This is a genomic window from Plantactinospora veratri (assembly GCF_036421995.1).
In the GTDB taxonomy this organism is placed as follows: domain Bacteria; phylum Actinomycetota; class Actinomycetes; order Mycobacteriales; family Micromonosporaceae; genus Plantactinospora; species Plantactinospora veratri.
In genome coordinates this window covers 65223-82350 of sequence record NZ_JAZGQL010000004.1, presented here as the reverse complement: position 1 = coordinate 82350, position 17128 = coordinate 65223, and the positions used below count along the sequence as shown (strand labels likewise).

General features: G+C 73.1%; 16 protein-coding genes and 1 pseudogene. 4 read left to right on the top strand and 13 right to left on the bottom strand.

Features of this window, described 5'->3' with window-relative positions; all coding sequences use genetic code 11:
- Nucleotides 1-22: 22 nt before the first annotated feature.
- The 3 genes and pseudogenes from V1634_RS05235 to V1634_RS35415 all read right to left on the bottom strand — a co-directional run.
- Nucleotides 23-1555: a DUF6297 family protein gene (locus V1634_RS05235; RefSeq protein ID WP_331206592.1), complete on the bottom strand. Its 1533-nt coding sequence runs from the start codon at nt 1553-1555 to the stop codon at nt 23-25.
- Nucleotides 1548-1745: an AAA family ATPase gene (locus V1634_RS35420; RefSeq protein WP_407951727.1), complete on the bottom strand. Its 198-nt coding sequence runs from the start codon at nt 1743-1745 to the stop codon at nt 1548-1550. The genes V1634_RS05235 and V1634_RS35420 overlap by 8 nt, the downstream gene beginning before the upstream one ends.
- Nucleotides 1746-1763: 18 nt before the next feature.
- Nucleotides 1764-2099 (bottom strand): annotated as a pseudogene (locus tag V1634_RS35415) (ABC transporter ATP-binding protein); the annotation flags it as partial.
- Nucleotides 2100-2276: 177 nt separating this feature from the next.
- Here V1634_RS35415 and V1634_RS05225 point away from each other — a divergent pair.
- The 4 genes from V1634_RS05225 to V1634_RS05210 all read left to right on the top strand — a co-directional run bounded on the left by V1634_RS05225 (nt 2277) and on the right by V1634_RS05210 (nt 5533).
- Nucleotides 2277-2615, top strand: coding sequence for a PadR family transcriptional regulator (locus V1634_RS05225; RefSeq protein WP_107260159.1), 339 nt, complete (start codon nt 2277-2279; stop codon nt 2613-2615).
- On the top strand, nt 2612-3475 hold the full coding sequence (locus V1634_RS05220; protein ID WP_331206590.1) for an ATP-binding cassette domain-containing protein: 864 nt from the start codon (nt 2612-2614) through the stop codon (nt 3473-3475). The genes V1634_RS05225 and V1634_RS05220 overlap by 4 nt, the downstream gene beginning before the upstream one ends.
- Nucleotides 3472-4155 carry an ABC transporter permease gene (locus V1634_RS05215; RefSeq protein ID WP_331206589.1) on the top strand — a complete coding sequence of 228 codons (684 nt, stop codon included), beginning with the start codon at nt 3472-3474 and terminating at the stop codon, nt 4153-4155. The genes V1634_RS05220 and V1634_RS05215 overlap by 4 nt, the downstream gene beginning before the upstream one ends.
- 190 nt (nt 4156-4345) lie before the next feature.
- On the top strand, nt 4346-5533 hold the full coding sequence (locus tag V1634_RS05210; RefSeq protein ID WP_331206588.1) for an MFS transporter: 1188 nt from the start codon (nt 4346-4348) through the stop codon (nt 5531-5533).
- Between the two features lie 139 nt (nt 5534-5672).
- Here V1634_RS05210 and V1634_RS05205 read toward each other — a convergent pair whose 3' ends face one another.
- The 10 genes from V1634_RS05205 to V1634_RS05160 all read right to left on the bottom strand — a co-directional run bounded on the left by V1634_RS05205 (nt 5673) and on the right by V1634_RS05160 (nt 16863).
- Nucleotides 5673-6647: a hypothetical protein gene (locus tag V1634_RS05205; RefSeq protein ID WP_331206587.1), complete on the bottom strand. Its 975-nt coding sequence runs from the start codon at nt 6645-6647 to the stop codon at nt 5673-5675.
- Between the two features lie 80 nt (nt 6648-6727).
- The gene (locus V1634_RS05200) at nt 6728-8770 is read right to left on the bottom strand and encodes an amylo-alpha-1,6-glucosidase (RefSeq protein WP_331206760.1); all 2043 of its coding nucleotides are present in this window, start codon (nt 8768-8770) and stop codon (nt 6728-6730) included.
- Entirely contained in the window at nt 8764-9171 is a 408-nt protein-coding gene (locus V1634_RS05195) for an SCP2 sterol-binding domain-containing protein (RefSeq protein WP_331206586.1), read from the bottom strand. The genes V1634_RS05200 and V1634_RS05195 overlap by 7 nt, the downstream gene beginning before the upstream one ends.
- A gap of 64 nt (nt 9172-9235) precedes the next feature.
- Nucleotides 9236-11299 (bottom strand): amylo-alpha-1,6-glucosidase, encoded by a 2064-nt coding sequence (locus V1634_RS05190; RefSeq protein WP_331206585.1) that lies wholly within the window; start codon nt 11297-11299, stop codon nt 9236-9238.
- On the bottom strand, nt 11299-11670 hold the full coding sequence (locus V1634_RS05185; protein ID WP_331206584.1) for an SCP2 sterol-binding domain-containing protein: 372 nt from the start codon (nt 11668-11670) through the stop codon (nt 11299-11301). Before V1634_RS05185 ends, V1634_RS05190 begins: the two co-directional genes overlap by 1 nt.
- Before the next feature lie 156 nt (nt 11671-11826).
- Nucleotides 11827-12243, bottom strand: coding sequence for a CBS domain-containing protein (locus V1634_RS05180; RefSeq protein WP_331206583.1), 417 nt, complete (start codon nt 12241-12243; stop codon nt 11827-11829).
- Nucleotides 12244-12547: 304 nt separating this feature from the next.
- On the bottom strand, nt 12548-12985 hold the full coding sequence (locus V1634_RS05175) for a PPOX class F420-dependent oxidoreductase (protein WP_331206582.1): 438 nt from the start codon (nt 12983-12985) through the stop codon (nt 12548-12550).
- Nucleotides 12986-13066: 81 nt separating this feature from the next.
- Nucleotides 13067-14092: an aspartate-semialdehyde dehydrogenase gene (locus V1634_RS05170; RefSeq protein ID WP_331206581.1), complete on the bottom strand. Its 1026-nt coding sequence runs from the start codon at nt 14090-14092 to the stop codon at nt 13067-13069.
- Nucleotides 14093-14206: 114 nt separating this feature from the next.
- Nucleotides 14207-15568 (bottom strand): M16 family metallopeptidase, encoded by a 1362-nt coding sequence (locus tag V1634_RS05165; protein WP_331206580.1) that lies wholly within the window; start codon nt 15566-15568, stop codon nt 14207-14209.
- The gene (locus tag V1634_RS05160) at nt 15565-16863 is read right to left on the bottom strand and encodes a M16 family metallopeptidase (protein WP_331206579.1); all 1299 of its coding nucleotides are present in this window, start codon (nt 16861-16863) and stop codon (nt 15565-15567) included. Before V1634_RS05160 ends, V1634_RS05165 begins: the two co-directional genes overlap by 4 nt.
- Between the last annotated feature and the right edge of the window lie 265 nt (nt 16864-17128).

The window sequence follows — 17128 nt, the reverse complement described above, 5'->3', positions numbered from 1 at the left end:
CAGAACCGCGGGTGCGAGGGGTTCAGTGAGCGCCGCGCAGGCGGCCGGCCACGGCGAGGAGGGCGGCGAGGCCGAGCAGCGAGCCGAGGGCCTGCACCGGTACGGCACCGGCCGGATCGCCGGTGCCGAGGGCGAGCAGCGCGGGCAGGGTGCAGAGCAGCCCGAGGTCGACTCCGGTGACCGCCCGGTGCAGCGGGCCGGTCGGCACCATGCCCATCGGGGTGACCAGTGGCGGCAGGTCGTGCCGGACCGCGCCACGCCGGGCGGCCCGGAGTGCCCCGACGGCGAGCCCGGGACCGGCCGCCGCACCGAGCAGCGGCCAGGCCGGCGCGGCACCGGGCAGTTCCCCGGCGACCAGCGCCAGCGACCCGGCGGCCCAGGTGACGGCGACGAGGACCGGCAGCACCAGCCGGGCGGCCAGCAGTGCCCGGCTGGAGAGGCCGAGCAGCCGGGTCAGGGCGGGAAGGTCGCGGTCCCGGCGAGCGTTGCCGGTCACCACGCCGAGCGCGACGAACCCGCAGAGCAGCCAGGTGCCGGCGAGTACCGGGCCGGGGCCGGTGATCCCGGCGAGCAGGGCCGGCGGCAACAGGGCGCCGGCCGCCACCGCCAGGCGTCCGGGCGAGCGGCGCAGGGCCGTGACGTCGTGCCCGAGTACGGCGAACCGGCCGGGCCACCGGGGCAGACCGGTACGCCGGGGCGACCGGCCCGCCCATCGACGCTCCTCGACGGCGCGGGCGGCGGTGCCGAGGTCGAGCGTGACGACACCGGCCGAGACCGTCTGCGCGAAGGTGCCACCGGCGGCGAGACTGGTCAGGGGTACCCGATCCAGACGGAGCAGCGCCAGGCCGGCGACGCCGACGGCCACGACGCCGACGGCAGCCAGCGCGCCGGGCGACATGCCGTCGGCCGCCGTCTGCGGCCAGCCCCACGGGCCGAGGGCCTCGGCGACGGTGAACCGCCCGGCCGGGGCGAGCACGGTCAGCGCCGCGGCGACGGCGCCGAGCAGCAGCGCACACCGTTCCAGCAGCACGGACGGTCCGTCGGTGAAGGTCTGCGCGAGGGTGGCGAGCCCACCGACGAGCAGGCCGGCGATCCCGCCGGCCAGCAGCACCGGCAACTCCGTCGGGGCCATCGACGCCCAGGCCACGAACGCGCCGTGCAGCAGTCCGGCAACGGTGGCCAGGGCGAGCACCGCGAGCGCGGTCGTCCGGAGCAGACCGCGCCGGCTCGTCGGGCTCGGCAGCAGCCAGGCAAGTCGGGCCGGTGCGGCGGCCAGCGGGCCGAGCCGGGCCGCCCCGAGCAGGACGGCGGCGTACCAGAGCAGGCCGACGGCGAGCAGGAGGCCCGGGGGTGGTGCGGCGACGGGTCGGCCCTGGGCGAGGAGGGCGACGAGCCGGGGCGCGGTACCGGCGATCACGGCGCCGCCGATCAGCACGGCGAGCAGCCCGACGTACGCCCGCTCGGCGTACCCGGCGGGGCGTGTTCCGGCCCGGCTCCGGGCGCGTAGCCAGGCCCGGACCGGGGCGGCGGAGAGCGCGGCCGCCGGGTCAGGCATGTGGAGCCGGTACGGTGATCGACTCGGCTCCGGCCGCCGCGATCAGGACGGGATCGTGGCTGGCCAGCACGACGGCGCCGGCCCGGCCGGCGTACTCGCGCAGCACGCCGCCGAGCGCCGTCCGCCCCGCCTCGTCGAGGTGCCGTTCGGGCTCGTCGAGCAGGAGCAGCCGGCTGGGTCGGGCCAGCACCAGGGCGAGGGCCAGTCGCTGGCGCTGGCCGGTGGAGAGCCGTCCGGGCAGCACCGAGGCGAACCGGGTGACGCCGAGCCGGGCGGCCAGTTCGTCGGCGGGAAACCAGCCGGGCGGTACGGGCCGGTTGGCGAGCCGGACCAGTTCGAGGTGTTCGCCCGCGGTCAGGTTCGGATACCAGGCGGGGTTCTCCAGCAGGCTCGCCACGGTACGCCGGAACGTCGGGGAGCGTTCGTCGGCCGGCGCCCCCTCGACCAGCACCCGACCGCCGAGCGGCCGGAGCAGTCCGGCGAGGCAGCGCAGCAGGGTCGACTTGCCGGTGCCGTTCGGTCCGGTGACCGCGAGCGCGTCTCCGGCGTCGGCGCCGAGGCGCAGTCCCCGGAACAGCACCCGGTCGCGGTAGCCGACGTCCAACTCCTCGGTCCGCAGGATCATCTTCCCCCCGTTTCCCGCACCCGTGAACACCGGGCAGCGTACCGGCGGACCACTAGGTCGCTGAGCCAGCTAGCTGGTTGTGCTACTTTCTTCGCCGTGGATCAGGAGCGCCGTGGTCAGTGGTTGCGCGGGGTGCTCGACCTGTGCGTCCTCGCCCTGCTGCACCGCCGGGAGTCCTACGGATACGAGTTGGCCCAGTCGCTCGACGCGAGCGGGATCGGCCCGATCCAGGGCGGCACCCTCTATCCGGTGCTGCTCCGGCTGCAACGGACCGGCCTGGTGAGCGCGCAATGGCGGGAAGGCGCCGCCGGCCCGGCCCGCAAGTACTACCGGATCACTCCGGCCGGCGCCGAGACGCTACGCCGGACCGCCGTCGACTGGGACGCCTTCGCCAGCGGGGTGGGGGCGGTCCTGCGGGAGGTGCAGACACGTTGAACTCCGACGGATGGCTCCAGGCGCTCGCCGGTGAGCTGCACCGGCAGGGGCTCGATCCGGACCTCGTCCGGCACGTGGTCGCCGAGGCCGCCACGCACCTGCGGGACAGCGGCGAGCCGCCGTTGCAGGTCTTCGGCCCGCCGGGGACGTACGCGACGGCGGTGGCAGAGAGCGTCGGCGCGTCCCGGCACACCGGCGGGATCGGGACGGCCCGGGTGGCGGCGCCGACCCGGACGCCGCACACCGCCGGCCCGGTCCGGTTGGAGGTACGCGGCATCACCAAGCGCTACCGCCGGCGCCCGGTGCTGACCGGTGTGGACCTGACCGTACGGGCCGGTGAGATCGCCGCCGTGGTCGGCGCGAACGGCGCCGGCAAGAGCACCTTCCTGCGGATCTGCGCCGGCCTGCTGAGCCCGGACGCCGGCCAGGTCCGCGTGCACGGCGCCCTCGGCTACTGCCCGCAGTCCGGCGGTACCGCCGACTTCCTCTACCCGGAGGAGCACTTCGTGCTGGTCGGCGCGGGGCGAGGGCTGCACCGGGCGCAGGCCCGGGCGGCCGGACGGGCGCACGCGGCGGCGCTGGACTGGGATCCGGCCGGCCGGACCCAGGCCCGGCACCTCTCCGGCGGCACCCGGCAGAAGCTCAACCTGGTGATGGCCGCGCTCGGCGAGCCGGACGTGCTGCTCCTCGACGAGCCGTACCAGGGCTTCGACCGGGGCACCTACCTCGACTTCTGGCAGCAGCTCTGGCGGTGGCGCGCGGACGGCCGGGCCATCGTCGTGGTGACCCACCTGCTCAACCAACTCGACCGGGTCGACACCGTGCTCGACCTGACCCCGGCCCGGGAGATGTCGGCATGACCAAGATCTGGACGGTGGCGGAACTGGCCCTGCGCGAGGTGGTCCGGCGCCGCGGCGTACTGCTGATCCTGCTGGTGTTCCCGCTGGCCTTCTACGCCAGCCGCCGGGACGACCACGCCGGCCAGTCGATCCGGTTCGTCTGTCTCGGGCTGAGCTGGGCGCTGAGCACCGCCGCGCTCTTCGCCGGCAGTGCCGCCCGGGGCATCGAGCCCCGGCTGCGCCTCTCCGGCTACCGGGCACACCACCTGCACCTCGGCCGGTTGCTGGCACTCTGGACGGTCGGTGCCCTGCTGTCGGTGCCGTACTTCCTGCTGGTCCGCTTCGACCAGGACGACGTCCGGTACGGCGCCATCGCGCTGATCATGGCGTTGACGGTGGCCACCGCCGTCCCCTTCGGACTGGCGCTGAGCGCGATCCTGCCCCGGGAGTTGGAGGGCACGCTGGTGCTGTTGATCGTGGTCGGGCTCCAGATGGTGATGGATCCGTCCGACACCGCCGCCCGGGCGTTGCCGTTCTGGTTCAGCCGCGAGATCGGCACGTACGCGATCGACCACACCGACAGCGGCTACCTGGCCCGCGGCCTGGTGCACGGCGTGATCCTGACCGTGGCACTGACCGCGCTGGTGGCGACCGCCTCCGGAATCCGGCTGCGCCAGCGCCGGCACCTCCGGTTCGAATGAGCCCGCCGGAGCCGTAGAGTTGTCCGGGTGATCCCGCTGGAGGCGGCCGCTGCCGCGTACGCGACCTGGATCACTCCTGACCTGCCGCTCTACGGCAACGACCACGAGCGCGCCGACTTCGCTCCCTGACCGGCCGGTTCCACCCCGCCCACCGGCCCGTCACCTCCACCCCTTCCGGGAGCGATCCACCATGTCGTCGACCGTCGACACCTCCGCACTCGCCGTCCTGCGCACCCCACAGACCGCCCGGGTGCTCGCGGCCAGCCTGCTCGGCCGGATCCCGCTCGGCGCGGCACCGCTGGCCCTGCTGGTCTTCGCCCGGGAGACGATGACGTTGACCCTGGCCGGGTTGCTGGTCGGGGCGTACACCGCCGGGATGGCGGTCGGGCAGCCGATGCTGGCCCGGCTCGCCGACCGCTGGCGGCAGCCGCCGGTGCTGTGGCTGGCGGTCGCCGTCTCCACCGCCGGCTTCGCGCTGGTCGCGGCGTCGGTGGCCGCCCCGTTGACCGTCGGTGCCGCCGCGCTCGCCGGGCTCGGGGCGCCGCCGTTCGAGGCGTGCCTGCGGGTGCTGTGGCGGAACCTGTTGCCGGAGGAGCGGATCCACACCGCGTACACCCTGGACACCGCGACCCAGGAACTGATCTTCGTGGTCGGGCCGGTGCTCACCCTCGGCGCCGTCGCCGCGTACGGCCCGGCCGGCGGGTTGGCCGCCGCCGCGCTCTGCCAGGCCGCCGGTACCGTCTGGTTCGCGACCACCCCGGCGGTCCGCCGCTGGCGGGGTGTGCCGGCGGTACGGCACTGGGCCGGCCCGCTCCGCTCCGGCCCGCTCCGGGTGGTCCTCGGCGCGCTGGTGCTGGTCGGTGCCGGTGTCGGCAGTGTGGCGGTGGCGGCGACCGGCTACGCGGAGGCGTCCGGCGGGCGGTCCTGGGCCGGCTGGCTGCTCGCCGCCCAGGCGGTCGGGGCGCTGGCCGGCGGCCTGCTCTACGTCCGGTCCCGCACCGCCCGCCGGTACGGCACACTGCCCCGCGCGGCGGCGGCGCTGGCGCTGGGCTACCTGCCGCTGCTGCTCACCCCCGACCCACCGGTGATGCTGGCGCTGATGGCGGTCAGCGGGCTGGCCCTGCCGCCGCTGCTCACCATCACCTTCGTCGGGATCGACCGGGTCGCGCCGCCCGGCACCGCCGCCGAGGCGTTCGCCTGGACCGCCACCGCCTTCTCGGTGGGCAGTGCCCTCGGCGCGGCGGTGACCGGTCCGCTGCTGGACGGCACCGGCAGCGCCGCCGCCGGATTCGCGCTCGCCCCGTTGACCATCGGACTCGCCTGGCTGGTCCTCACCCTGGCCGCCCGCCGACCGGCGGCCACTCCGGCCGGGACGTGAGCCGACCGGCAGCGTCGCGGGGAACGGACCGGGCCGGCGGCGACGGGCCGACCGTCGCCCCGGTGGCCAGCGCGGCAGCGGCGACGGAAGCGGCGGCGGAGCAGCAGCGCCCGGACCGGCGACGGCGACGGGCGACGGCTCAGCTCTCGGGTCGCGGAGCGGGCGGATCGACGAACAGGGCCAGCCGGTCGACGCTGACCGCGCTGGTCAGCAGCCGCTCCTTGTGGTTGCCGAGCAACCGGCGGGTCCAGTCGACGAAACCGCCGTCGCCGAGTTCGACCCGCTCGCCGTCGAGTACCGATCCGATCTTGAAACAGCAGCCGGTGTAGTAGCCCCGGCCGCCGGAGCGGTCGGGATCGTCGCGTACCAGGACCCTCGGGTGGTCGGCCAGGGCGGCCCGGGCCGCCTCGGCGATCGGCGTCGCCGCCGGGTCCAGCACGGTGAGGGCGACCTCGACCGTCTGCATCCCGGCCGCCTCCAGCGCCGCGCAGAGGATCCGCAACTGCTCGGCGCAGCTACGCCGCTCGAACGCCAGACTCCCGGTGTCCCGCCCGGCGGTGACCAGGGCGAGGAGGCTGAAGTGGGCGAACCGGCCGGCCCCGCCGAACCGCTGGGCCCGGATCACCCGTTGCAGGGTGGCCAGCCGCACCGGCGGAGCCGACCGGCCGTCCCGGGCGAGCAGTTCCCGCCGCCGGACCGCCGCCTCCAGCGCCAGCCCGTTGGTCGGGTCGGCCGCCACCTCACTGCCCCGGACCGTGGCGAGCACGTTGTTCTGGTTCACCCCGGCGACCACGGAATGGGTACCCAGTGGCGCGACCGGGGCGAGGGTGAGCAGTTCGTACCGGTCCGGGACGGCGGAGAGCAGCAGGTCCTCGGCCCGGCGCAGCCGGCGGAACCCGGCCTGCGCCGGCGCGACGAAACGGTCCTCGGTGTACCGACGGAGTACGTCGGCCGGCGTCAGGAAGCCCGCCCGGGTCCGGAACGCGGCCAGCAGCAGCGTGACCAGATCCGAACCGGCGAGGCGTACGCCCAGGGTGTTCAGGATCTCGGCGCCACCGGCCTGGCGCAGCACCCGGGCCAGCGCGGCCCCCTCGACCATGTCAGGATCCGCCATCGCATATCGCTATCACGGCGGATCGCCGTCCACCACCCACATTTCGCGCCCCGGTGGTCGCCGGCCGGTGCCCCGGGTCGTCACTCGGGCTCCAGCCGCACCCGCCCCCGGCCGAACGCGTCGATCCGGCCCCACCGCCCCGGAATGCCGATCAGCTCGATCCGGCCGAGCCGCTCCGGGATCGCCGGATCGACCGCCAGGTGGTCCTGGTGCGGCCGCAGGCCGAGCAGGCTGCGGAGCAGCACCAGCGGCGTTCCCGCTGACGAGCAGTGCGGACTGCACGCCCGGGGGTACTGCACCGGATACCTGGTGAGCCGGCGGTCGTAGCCGGCGAACGCCTCGGGCATCCGGCCACCGAAATACCCGGACGCCTCGATCATCGTCACCGCCAGCCGGGCGGCCTGATCGGCGAAGCCGTAGCGGCGCAGTCCCAGGGCGATGAGCGAGTTGTCGCTCGGCCAGATCGCCCCGTTGTGGTAGCCGACCGGGTTGTACCAGGCCTGGTCGTAGGCGAGCGTCCGGACGCCCCAGCCGGAGAAGAGCGGTCGGTTGAGCAGGTGGTCGGCCACGATCCCGGCCCGGGACTCGTCCACGATGCCGCTCCAGAGCAGGTGGCCCATGTTCGAGGCGAGCGCGTCGACCTGGCCGCCCTCGGCGTCGAGCGCGAGCGCGTAGTAGCCCCGGTCGGCGATCCAGAAGTCCCGGTTGAACCGGCTGCGCAGGTCGGCCGCCTCCCGCTCCAGCCGGTCCGCGTACGCCGGGTCGTTCCAGAAGGTACGGGCCAGCCGGGCGCCCCGGATCTTGGCGTCGTAGGCGTACCCCTGTAGTTCGCAGGTGGCCCGGGGCTTGCCGGGCAGCCGGCCGTCGGCGTACATGATGGAGTTCCAGGAGTCCTTCCAGCCCTGGTTCTCCAGCCCTCCGGGGCTGCGGCACTCGTACCAGACGTAGCCGTCGCCCATCAGGTTGCCGTACGTGTCGATCCAGGCGAGCGCCGACCGGGCCTCGTACTCCATCAGCCGCACCGTGTCGGCGTCCCCGGTCCACCGCTCGTACTCGTCGAGCAGGATCACGAAGAGCGGCGTGCAGTCGGCCGTGCCGTAGTAGGTGGTGTACGGAGTGTCCTCGAAGCCGCCCGGTTCGCCGTACCGGATCTCGTGCATGATCTTGCCCGGCTCCTCGTCCCGGAAGTCGTCGATCCGGCCACCCTGGAGCAGGGCGAGCACCCACAGCGCGCTGCGGGCGATCTGCGGCATAAACGGCAGCGTCTGGTAGCCGGTGATCAGGCTGTGCCGGCCGAACAGCGTCATGTACCAGGGCAGCCCCGTCGCCGTCAGCTTCATCTGGCTGGTCAACCCGGTGTACTGCAACGCCGCCAGGTCGATCAGGCTGCGCCGGTAGGTTTCCGCGAGCGTCTCCGAGTCACAGCTGAGCTTCGGGGCCAGGGCCAGCCACTCCTGGAGTTCGCGCCGCTTCTCCGGCCGGACCTGCTGGTAGCCGCGCAGGTTCTCCCGGACGTCCCGGCCGCCCGCGCCCTGGATGATGCCGGTAGCCCGGATGGTCGTCGACCAGGTCCCGTGCGCGTCGAGTTCGATCCGGAAGGTGAGGCCCTCGGCGTCGATCTCGGCCGGCTCGCTGCTGGTGACGATCGTCTCGGAGACGTGCCGGTCCCGCTGGTGGCGCAGCCGCAGCCTGCCCTCCTCGACGAACTTCACCGCCCGCTCCGACATGTGCCGGGCCTCCCGGGCGTCGAAGACGTCCGCGAAGTCGGAGTCGATCTCCATCCGCAGCGTCAGCGCCACCGGCTCGTCCCGATGGTTGAGCACGGTCAGCTGTTCCTCGAACGCCCCGCCGAGCGACCGGTGCCGGATCACCGAGGTCTTCGCGTCCACGTAGTGGGTCGGCTGGCCGGGCACCAGGAAGAACCGTGACTCGAAGTACTGGAGGTCGTCGATGGAGAGGGCGTGCAGCCGCTCGCCGTCGATCGTGAGTACCCACTTGGAGAGGAAGCGGGTGTCCCAGGCGAAGAGCCCGGACGGATAGTCCGGCGACGGGTCGACGTCGCCGGTGGAGTCGCTGAGCATGAACGTGTTGCCGTCCAGGATGCTGACCAGGTCCTTCACGATCGGCGCTCCCGTTCTCGAGCGCCGATCCGGCCGGCGAACCGCTCCCGGATCCGCTCCCGGGGATCCCGGGTCCCGGGCGGCGAGGGAAAGACCCGCCGGAACATCAGCAGTAGCGGCAGACTCCCCCGCACGGTCACGTCGTTCCGGTTGTACGCGGCCACCACCTGCGCCTCACCGATCGCACACCGGTCGAACAGCGCCTTCTCGGCCTCGACCACGCAGTCCGCCTCCCGCTTCTCGTGCGACACCAGCACGTTGCCCCGGTTGATCGAGACGAACCAGTGGTCGACGTGGCCGTCCCGGTCGAGGTCGAACCGGAGCGTTCCCCGGGCGTGGGCCGGCAGCAGCTCCGGCCCGTGCTCCTCGACCCGGCAGAAGAAGTCGGCGGTCGGATCTGCCATCGTCTGGTGCCTCCCTTTCCCGACTCGTCCGGCATCCCGCACAGCGGCCGGTGCCATGTCCGGATCACTCCATCAGCCGCGGCGGCGTCCGGCTGTGCTCCGCCCGCCCCCGGCCGAAGGCGTCGATCAGGCCCCACCGGCCGGGGATGTCCAACAGCTCCATCCGGCCCATCCCCTCCGGCAGGGCCGGGTCCACGACCAGGTGCTCACCGTGCGGCTCCAGCCCCAGCAGGGTCCGGATCAGCAACATCGGCGTACCGGTCGACCACGCCTGCGGGCTGCACGCCGTCGGGTACTGCACCGGATACTTCGTCAGCGCCCGGTCGTAGCCGGCGAACGCCTCGGGGAGCCGGCCGTCGAAGTACCGCCCGGCGTCGATCATCGCCTCGGCGATCTGGCCCGCCTCGTGCCGGAAGCCGTACCGGCGCAGGCCCCAGGCGATCAGCGAGTTGTCGAACGGCCAGACCGTGCCGACGTGGTAGCCGATCGGGTTGTACCGGCCCTCCCCCTCGGCCAGGGTCCGCACTCCCCAGCCGGAGAAGAGCCGTGGCCCGAGCAGGTGCTCGGCCACCTTCGCGGCCCGGTCCTCGTCGACGATCCCGCTCCACAGCAGGTGTCCGATGTTCGACGAGAGCGCGTCCACCTGGCCGCCCTCGATGTCCAGGGCCAGCGCGTAGTACTCGCCGTCGTCGACCCAGAAGTCCCGGTTGAACCGCTGCTTCAGATCCGCCGCCTCCCGCTCCAGCTGGTCGGCGTAGACCGGGTCGCGCCAGAACAGCCGGGCGAGCCGGGCGCCCCGCATCTTGGCGTCGTAGGCGTAGCCCTGTAGTTCGCAGGTGGCCCGGGGAAAGGCCGGCAGCCGCCCGTCGGAGTAGGAGATGCCGTCCCAGGAGTCCTTCCAGCACTGGTTCTCCAGGCCGTTGCGCAGGTTGCGCCGTTCGAACCAGACGTAGCCGTTGCCCATCAGGTCCCCGTACCGGTCGATCCAGTTCAGCGCGGCCCGGGCCTCGTGCTCCAGCGTCTCGACCAGCTCGGTGTCCCCGCTCCACCGCTCGTACTCGTCGAGCAGGACCACGAAGAGCGCGGTCGCGTCGGCCGAGCCGTAGTAGGGCGAGTGCGGCTGCTCCTCGAAGGCCGTCGACTCGCCGTACCGGACCTCGTGCAGGATCTTTCCCGGCTCGCGTTCCCGGAAGTCGTCCAGGGTCACCCCCTGGGACATCGCCAGGTAGCGCAGCGTCGGCCCGGCGAGTTCCGGGGTGAACGGCAGGGACTGGAGGCAGGTGATCAGGCTGTCCCGGCCGAACATGGTCATGAACCAGGGCAGGCCGGCGGCCGGCAACGGCGCCCCGGCGGTCAGCGGCGTGTACCGCAGCGCGGCCAGGTCGACCAGGCTGCGCTGGTACGTCTCGGTCAGCGCCTCGCTGTCGCTGGTGAGCTTCGGCGCCCGCTCCAGCCACGCGTCCAGATCTCGCCGCATTTCCTGCGGGGAGCGGCTGCGGTGCCGCTGGATGCTGAGCCGGATGTCCCGGCCGCCGGCCCCCTCCACGATGGTCTCCACCCGCAGCCGGGTCTGCCACTGCTGGTGCGGCCCGATCCGCAGCGTGAAGCTGATCCCCTGCTCGTCGAACTCGGCGGGCGCGCTCGAGGTGATGATCGTTTCGCGCCGGTAGGTCTCCCGCTGGTAGCAGAGTCGCAGCCGGTCCTCCTCGACCAGCGCGGTGGTGGTGCCGACCTTCTCCTGGACGTCCTTGATCTCGAACAGGTCGGCGAAGTCGCTCTCGGCGTTCAACCGGACGGTCAGCTCGACGGTCCGGTCCTGGTGGTTGAGGACGGTCAGCTCCTCGATGAAGCTGCCGCCGACCGTCCGGTGCCGGATGATCGACAGCTTGGCGTCCACGTAGTGCGTCGGCTCACCCGGTACCAGGAAGAACTGCGACTCGAAGTACTGGAGGTCGTCGACGGAGAGGACGTTGAGCCGGTTTCCGTCGACGGTCAACTCCCACTTCGACAGGAACCGGGTGTCGAACGAGAACAGCCCGGTGGGGAAGGTCGGCGACGGGTCGATGTCGCCCCGGTTGTCGCTGACCACGAAGGTGTTTCCGTCGAGGATGCTGACCAGTGGTTTCATCACCGCTGCCCCCGCTGCCGTACCCAGTCCCTCGGCTCGTGCGCGCCGGGCGGCCCGGGGACCAGGTGGTTCAGGTAGCTGTACAGGCCCAGCTCGCCCTCCACGGTGACCCGGTTGCAGAGCAACGCCGCGAACGGGTTCGACTCGCCGGCGGCGATCCGGTTGAAGAACTCGCGGTCGGTCCGCACCGTGCAGTCCGCCGTACGGTCCGTCTGGGTGGCGCTCACACTGCCGGCGCTGAGCACCAGCAGCCAGGTGTCGAGGCCCTCCGGAGACTCGAGTTCGAAGCGGACGGTTCCCCGGATCCGGCTCAGCAGCGGGTCCGGGGGCCGGTGGTTGAGACCTTCGAAGAACTCCGTGGTCGGATCCATCGCCCCGCCCTCCCTCGCCTGCGACCGGGCACAGCTGCTGGCCCACGTCGAACCGCCACCTCCAGGTCCCGGACGGGGACCTCCCGCTGATGGAGCGGGGCGCACAGCCCGACGAGCCCGGGGACGCCGTTGTCGCCCGGACCCGTCGGGCCGGTCTCAGTTGTTCGGTTCATCGGCGCTGATGTCGGCGAGCACGGACTGCGGCTCCCGCTCGACCGCCAGGTCGCCGAGGGAGACCAGTCCGATCAGCCGGCCGTCCTCGACCACCGGCAACCGACGTATGCCGTACGTCCGCATCAGGTCGGCGGCGGCGACCGCGTCGTCGTACTGCGTCACGGTCACCACGTCCTGGGTGAGGATCTGGCTCAGCGTGGCGCTCGACGGGTTCAGCTCCTCGGCCACCCCGCGTACCGTGATGTCGCGGTCGGTGACGATACCTATCACGTCGTCCCCGTTGGTCACGATCACGTCGCCGATGGCGCTGTCCCGCATCTCCTGGGCGGCAGCGGTGAGCGTGTCGCCGCCGTCCATGGTCACCAAGCGGGTCGTCATGAACTCTCCGACGGTCGTCATCCTGCTCCCCTCTCAAGGTCGGCCGACCCGGTCTACCCGGGCAGACCTCGACGTAACGCCGCACGGCCGGGCGAACGGGCCCGCTCGGATATCAGGACGTCGTCCCCGGAGCCGCTGTTGTCCCCCGGGCAGCGGTTCGCCCGAGAAGTGCCCGGGTGTGCGGTTCTCACCGAGACCGAGCAGGGGGCGGCGGCCGAAAGCCGGCGACATGCGCGGCAGGGCACAGACCGACCAATGTGGACAACCCGCGTCGGCACGGGAGGTACGCCGGCCGGTTACGCCGGCCGGCGCGGAAACGACCGGGCTAGCCGCGCGGCGGTGCGCCGTACACCCGGTCGACCGGGAGGCGCAGCACGAGTCGACGGTCCGCGACCATCGCCCGGCGGTAGTCGTCCCAATCCGGGTGCTCACCCTGGACCGCCCGGTAGACGTCGATCAGCTCCTCGACCGTCGGGTCGGTCCGCTCCGCCGCCACCGGGGTCAGCTCGGCGACACCCTCGGCGACCGCGTACGCCCAGCCGTCTGCGGTGCTGACCTGGAAGCTCGCCCGAGGGTCACGCCGCAGGTTGGCGGTCTTGGCCCGGTCGGCGGTGATGGAGACCCGGATCAGCCGACGCTCCGGGTCGTAGCAGTAGTTGACGTTGGACAGTTGCGGCCGACCGTCCCGCTTGATCGTCGCCAGCACGCCGAGCGACCCGTCCCGGATGATGCCGAGCAGCGCCTGTTCCGTCCGGCCGTCCACCACGCCCACCTCCCGAGACAGGGTCGACCCTCACCCTACCCACCGCCGCGGACCCGCCGCCCGTGACCGGCGGGTCGGACGTCAGCGCGACTCGCCGGCCACCAACTCGGCGATCTGCACGGCGTTCAGCGCCGCGCCCTTGCGCAGGTTGTCGTTCGAGCAGAAGAAGGCCAACCCGTGCTCGACGGTCTCGTCGACCCGGAGCCGGCCGACGTACGTCGGGTCCTGCCCGGCGGCCAGCAGCGGCGTGGGTACGTCCACCAGCGCCACCCCCGGGGCCCCGGCCAGCAGCTCGCGGGCCCGCTCCGGGCGGAGCGGCCGGGCGAACCTGGCGTTGACCTGCAACGAGTGGCCGGTGAAGACGGGCACCCGGACACAGGTGCCGGAGACCTTCAGTTCGGGAATCTCCAGGATCTTGCGGCTCTCGTTGCGGAGCTTCTGCTCCTCGTCGGTCTCCGCCGACCCGTCGTCCACGACCGCGCCGGCCAGCGGCAGCACGTTGAAGGCGATCGGCTGGGCGTACTGCCGGGGGGCCGGGAACTCGACGGCCCGGCCGTCGAAGGCGAGCGCGGCGGCACCGTCGGCGACCTTGCGGACCTGCTCGTCCAGCTCGGCGACCCCGGCCAGTCCGGAACCGGAGACCGCCTGGTAGGTCGCCACGACCAGGCTGAGCAGCCCCGCCTCGGCGTGCAGCGGTCGCAGCACCGGCATCGCCGCCATCGTCGTGCAGTTGGGGTTGGCGATGATGCCCCGGGGGCGTACGGCGGCGGCGTGCGGGTTGACCTCGGCGACCACCAGGGGCACCTCGGGATCCATCCGCCACGCCGACGAGTTGTCGATCACCACAGCGCCGGCCTCGGCGACCCGGGGGGCGAGTGCCTTGCTCGTACCCTTTCCGGCCGAGAAGAGCGCGATGTCCAGCCCGGCGAAGTCGGCGGTCTCCGCGTCCTCGACGGTGACCTCGCCGTCCCGCCAGGCCACCGTGCGCCCCGCCGACCGGGCCGAGGCGAAGAGCCGCAGCTCGTCCACCGGAAACTGGCGCTCGGCGAGTATCCGCCGCATCACGCCACCGACCTGCCCGGTGGCCCCCACAATCCCGATCCTCATACCGCTGAGGCTACCCAGCCGCTCGGGCGGCCTAGCAAGCCGATTACCGCACCGCCCAGCATCCGGTCAGTCCCGACCGCCGGGCCGCCCGTCCGTGCAGCCCGGCGCAGGGCGTCAGACCGCGGCGTCGACCACCTCGCCGAGCCCGCTGGCGACCAGCTCGTCCCGGATCACCGCCGCGTCACCCTCGATCACCAGGGTCAGCCCCTGCGGGTGCAGGTGCGTCGCGGCCGCCGCCGACACCGCCGGCTCGGCGGTCGACAGCAACTGCTCGCGCAGCGTGGCGTGGTAGTCGTCCGGCAGGTCGTGCACGACCAGCGTGGCGAGCGCGTTGGCGATGGCCCGGGGGGCCTGCAACTCCACCGAGAGCTGCCCGGCCCGCCAGGCGCGGGCGACCGCCAGCTCCGGCTCGGTCACCCCGGCGTCCCGGGTACGGGTGATCTCGCCCACCGCGTCGACCAGGGCCGGCGCGGTCACCGCGGTCTGCACCCCGGAGCTGACCACGAACCGGCCGAACCGCCGCGAGTGGCCGAACTCGGCCCTGATCCCGTACGTGTAGCCGCGTACCTCCCGGATCAGGTGGTTCAGCCGGGAGGTGAACGCCCCGCCGAGCACCGTGGCGGCGAGCGTCATCGGCACGTGGTCCGGGTGGGCCCGGTGCGGTGCGGGGTGCCCGAGCCGCAGCGTGGACTGGACCGAGCCGGGCCGGTCGACCAGGATGATCCGCCGCTCGTCGCGGACCGGCACCTCCAGCGGCGGGCCGGCCGGCTGCACCGCACCGTCCGCACCGGCGAACGCGGTGGTGCCGAGCAGATCCAGGTCGATCCGGTCGAGGTCGCCGACGACCAGCAGGGTGCCGAACCGGGTCAGCCAGGCGGCGTGGAACGCGGTGACGTCGTCGACGGTGACCGCGGCCACCGAGTCGGGATCGCCGTCCATCGGGCGGCCGGGCCGCTGGTCCGCACCGAACAGGTCGGCGCGGAGCGCGGCGTCGGCCCGTGGCCCCGGGTTGGCCCAGTACATCCGCAACGCGGTGACCTCGTCGTCGCGTACCCGGGTGATGTCGGCCGGGTCGAGGCGCGGGGTCCGGACGGCCTCGGCCAGCAGCTCCACCGCCGCCGGCAGCCGGTCCACCGGCACCTGCACGCTGACCTGGAACGCGTCCCAGTCGGTGGCGATGGTCAGCTCGGTGCCGAGCCCTTCCAGCGCCAGCGCGTACGCCGTGGAGTCGCGCCGGGTCGTCCCCTCCTCCAGCGCCTTCGCGAGTACCCCGGAGAGCCCTTCCCGGCCCAGCGGCTCACGCCCGGCGCCGCCGTCGAGCAGCAGCACCGCGACGGCGAGGTGGTGCCCCGGCAGGTGGGCGGCGACCACCTTGCCCCCGGCCACCGTCCGGCGGACCACCGTCGGGAAGGTGTACGGCCGGGCGGCCCCGGTCGGCGGCCGCTCCGTGATCAGGATGGGACCCGGCTCGCTCATGACGCCTCTTCCTCGGTCTCCGGCAGGTAGGTCAGGGTCGCCCGGTCCTCGGGCCGGAGCAGCTCGGCGGCGAGCTCGGTCACCTGCTCCGCGGTGACCGAGAGCCAGCCCGGCAACCGGTCGGCCGCCCGGGCCGGATCCCCGAGCTGGGTGGCGTGCCGGCCGAGGATGTCGGCCCGGCCGTCGACGCTGGCGAGCTGCCGCCACCAGCCGGTGGTGAGCAGCGCCTTGGCCCGGTCGAGTTCGGCCTCGGTCACCCCGTCGGCGAGCCCGTCCAGCACCTCGACGAGTCCCGCCTCCAACTCCTGCACGGTCACCCCGTCCCGGGCGGTGGCGGTGGCGATCATCGGAGCCGGCGCGTACGCCAGGTCGACGCCGAACGCGCCGAGGCTGTCCGGCTGGGCGAGCCGGGCCCCGTCGGCGAGCCGCTGGTAGAGCCGGCTGCCCCGGCCGCTGCCGAGAAGCGTGGCCAGCACGGTCACCGTGTCGTAGCCGGGGCCGCCGAACGGGTGGGTCCGGTGCGCCAGGTAGACCCTCGGGGCGGGCACGTCCGCGGTGACGGTCTCCCGGACCGGCGCTCCGATGCTCGGCACCGTCCTGCCGTCCGGGGCCGGCGGGATGTCCGGCTGCGGCACCAGCCTGCCGAAATAGCGCTCGGCCAGCGCGAAGACCTCGTCGGCCGAGGCGTCGCCGGCCACCGTGAGCACCGCGTTGTTCGGGGCGTAGTAGGTGGTGTGGAACGCCTGGAAGGTGGCCAGGTCGGCGGCGTTCAGGTCGGCCATCGAACCGATCGTGGCGTGGTGGTAGGGATGCCCGGGGGGATAGAGCAGCGGCAGCAGGCGCAGCCAGGCGTCGCCGTACGGGACGTTCTCGTAGCGCTGCCGTCGCTCGTTCTTCACCACCTCGCGCTGGTTGTCCAGGGTCTCCTGGGTCAGCGCCGGCACCAGGCCGCCCATCCGGTCCGCCTCCAGCCAGAGCGCGAGCGCCAGATGTTCCGAGGGCAGCGTCTCGAAGTAGTTGGTCCGGTCCGGGTTGGTGGTCGCGTTCAGCGAGCCGCCGGAGCCCTGCACCAACTGCATGTGCTCGGTCTTGGCCACGTTGACCGAACCCTCGAACATCAGGTGTTCGAACAGGTGGGCGAAGCCGGTCTGGCCGTCGGGCTCGTGTCGTGAGCCGACGTCGTACCAGAGGTTGATCGCGACGACGGGGGCGCTGCGATCCTCGCTGACCACCACACGCAGGCCGTTGTCCAGCCGGGTGGTCTCGATCGGCCAGGGATAACCGGTCTCGGGCATGGCCACGACGCTATCCGATCGGACCACTTCGGCGTGGACAACCCCGCCGGGCGGGTGGGTCAGGTGGCCGGCAGGTCGACCGTCATCCAGCTCGGCAGGTGGTCCGAGGACTCGGCCGGTGATCCGGGCCGGCGGGTGCCAGCCACAGTGGCCGATCCTGCTTCCGGCCGCGTGGAGACTGTTGCCCGGCCGGTCCGGGCGCCTATCGTGCGGATCACCCCTGCAAATTGGTCGATGGACCTGGCCGGGTGGCAGGAACGCCGCG

Excerpts from the sequence above, each read along its gene's own strand:
- V1634_RS05235 (WP_331206592.1), bottom strand. The coding sequence starts at position 1,555 with ATGCCTGACCCGGCGGCCGCGCTCTCCGCCGCCCCGGTCCGGGCCTGG.
- V1634_RS05215 (WP_331206589.1), top strand. The coding sequence starts at position 3,472 with ATGACCAAGATCTGGACGGTGGCGGAACTGGCCCTGCGCGAGGTGGTC.
- V1634_RS05210 (WP_331206588.1), top strand. The coding sequence starts at position 4,346 with ATGTCGTCGACCGTCGACACCTCCGCACTCGCCGTCCTGCGCACCCCA.
- V1634_RS05205 (WP_331206587.1), bottom strand. The coding sequence starts at position 6,647 with ATGGCGGATCCTGACATGGTCGAGGGGGCCGCGCTGGCCCGGGTGCTG.
- V1634_RS05195 (WP_331206586.1), bottom strand. The coding sequence starts at position 9,171 with ATGGCAGATCCGACCGCCGACTTCTTCTGCCGGGTCGAGGAGCACGGG.
- V1634_RS05190 (WP_331206585.1), bottom strand. The coding sequence starts at position 11,299 with ATGAAACCACTGGTCAGCATCCTCGACGGAAACACCTTCGTGGTCAGC.
- V1634_RS05185 (WP_331206584.1), bottom strand. The coding sequence starts at position 11,670 with ATGGATCCGACCACGGAGTTCTTCGAAGGTCTCAACCACCGGCCCCCG.
- V1634_RS05180 (WP_331206583.1), bottom strand. The coding sequence starts at position 12,243 with ATGACGACCGTCGGAGAGTTCATGACGACCCGCTTGGTGACCATGGAC.
- V1634_RS05170 (WP_331206581.1), bottom strand. The coding sequence starts at position 14,092 with ATGAGGATCGGGATTGTGGGGGCCACCGGGCAGGTCGGTGGCGTGATG.
- V1634_RS05165 (WP_331206580.1), bottom strand. The coding sequence starts at position 15,568 with ATGAGCGAGCCGGGTCCCATCCTGATCACGGAGCGGCCGCCGACCGGG.
- V1634_RS05160 (WP_331206579.1), bottom strand. The coding sequence starts at position 16,863 with ATGCCCGAGACCGGTTATCCCTGGCCGATCGAGACCACCCGGCTGGAC.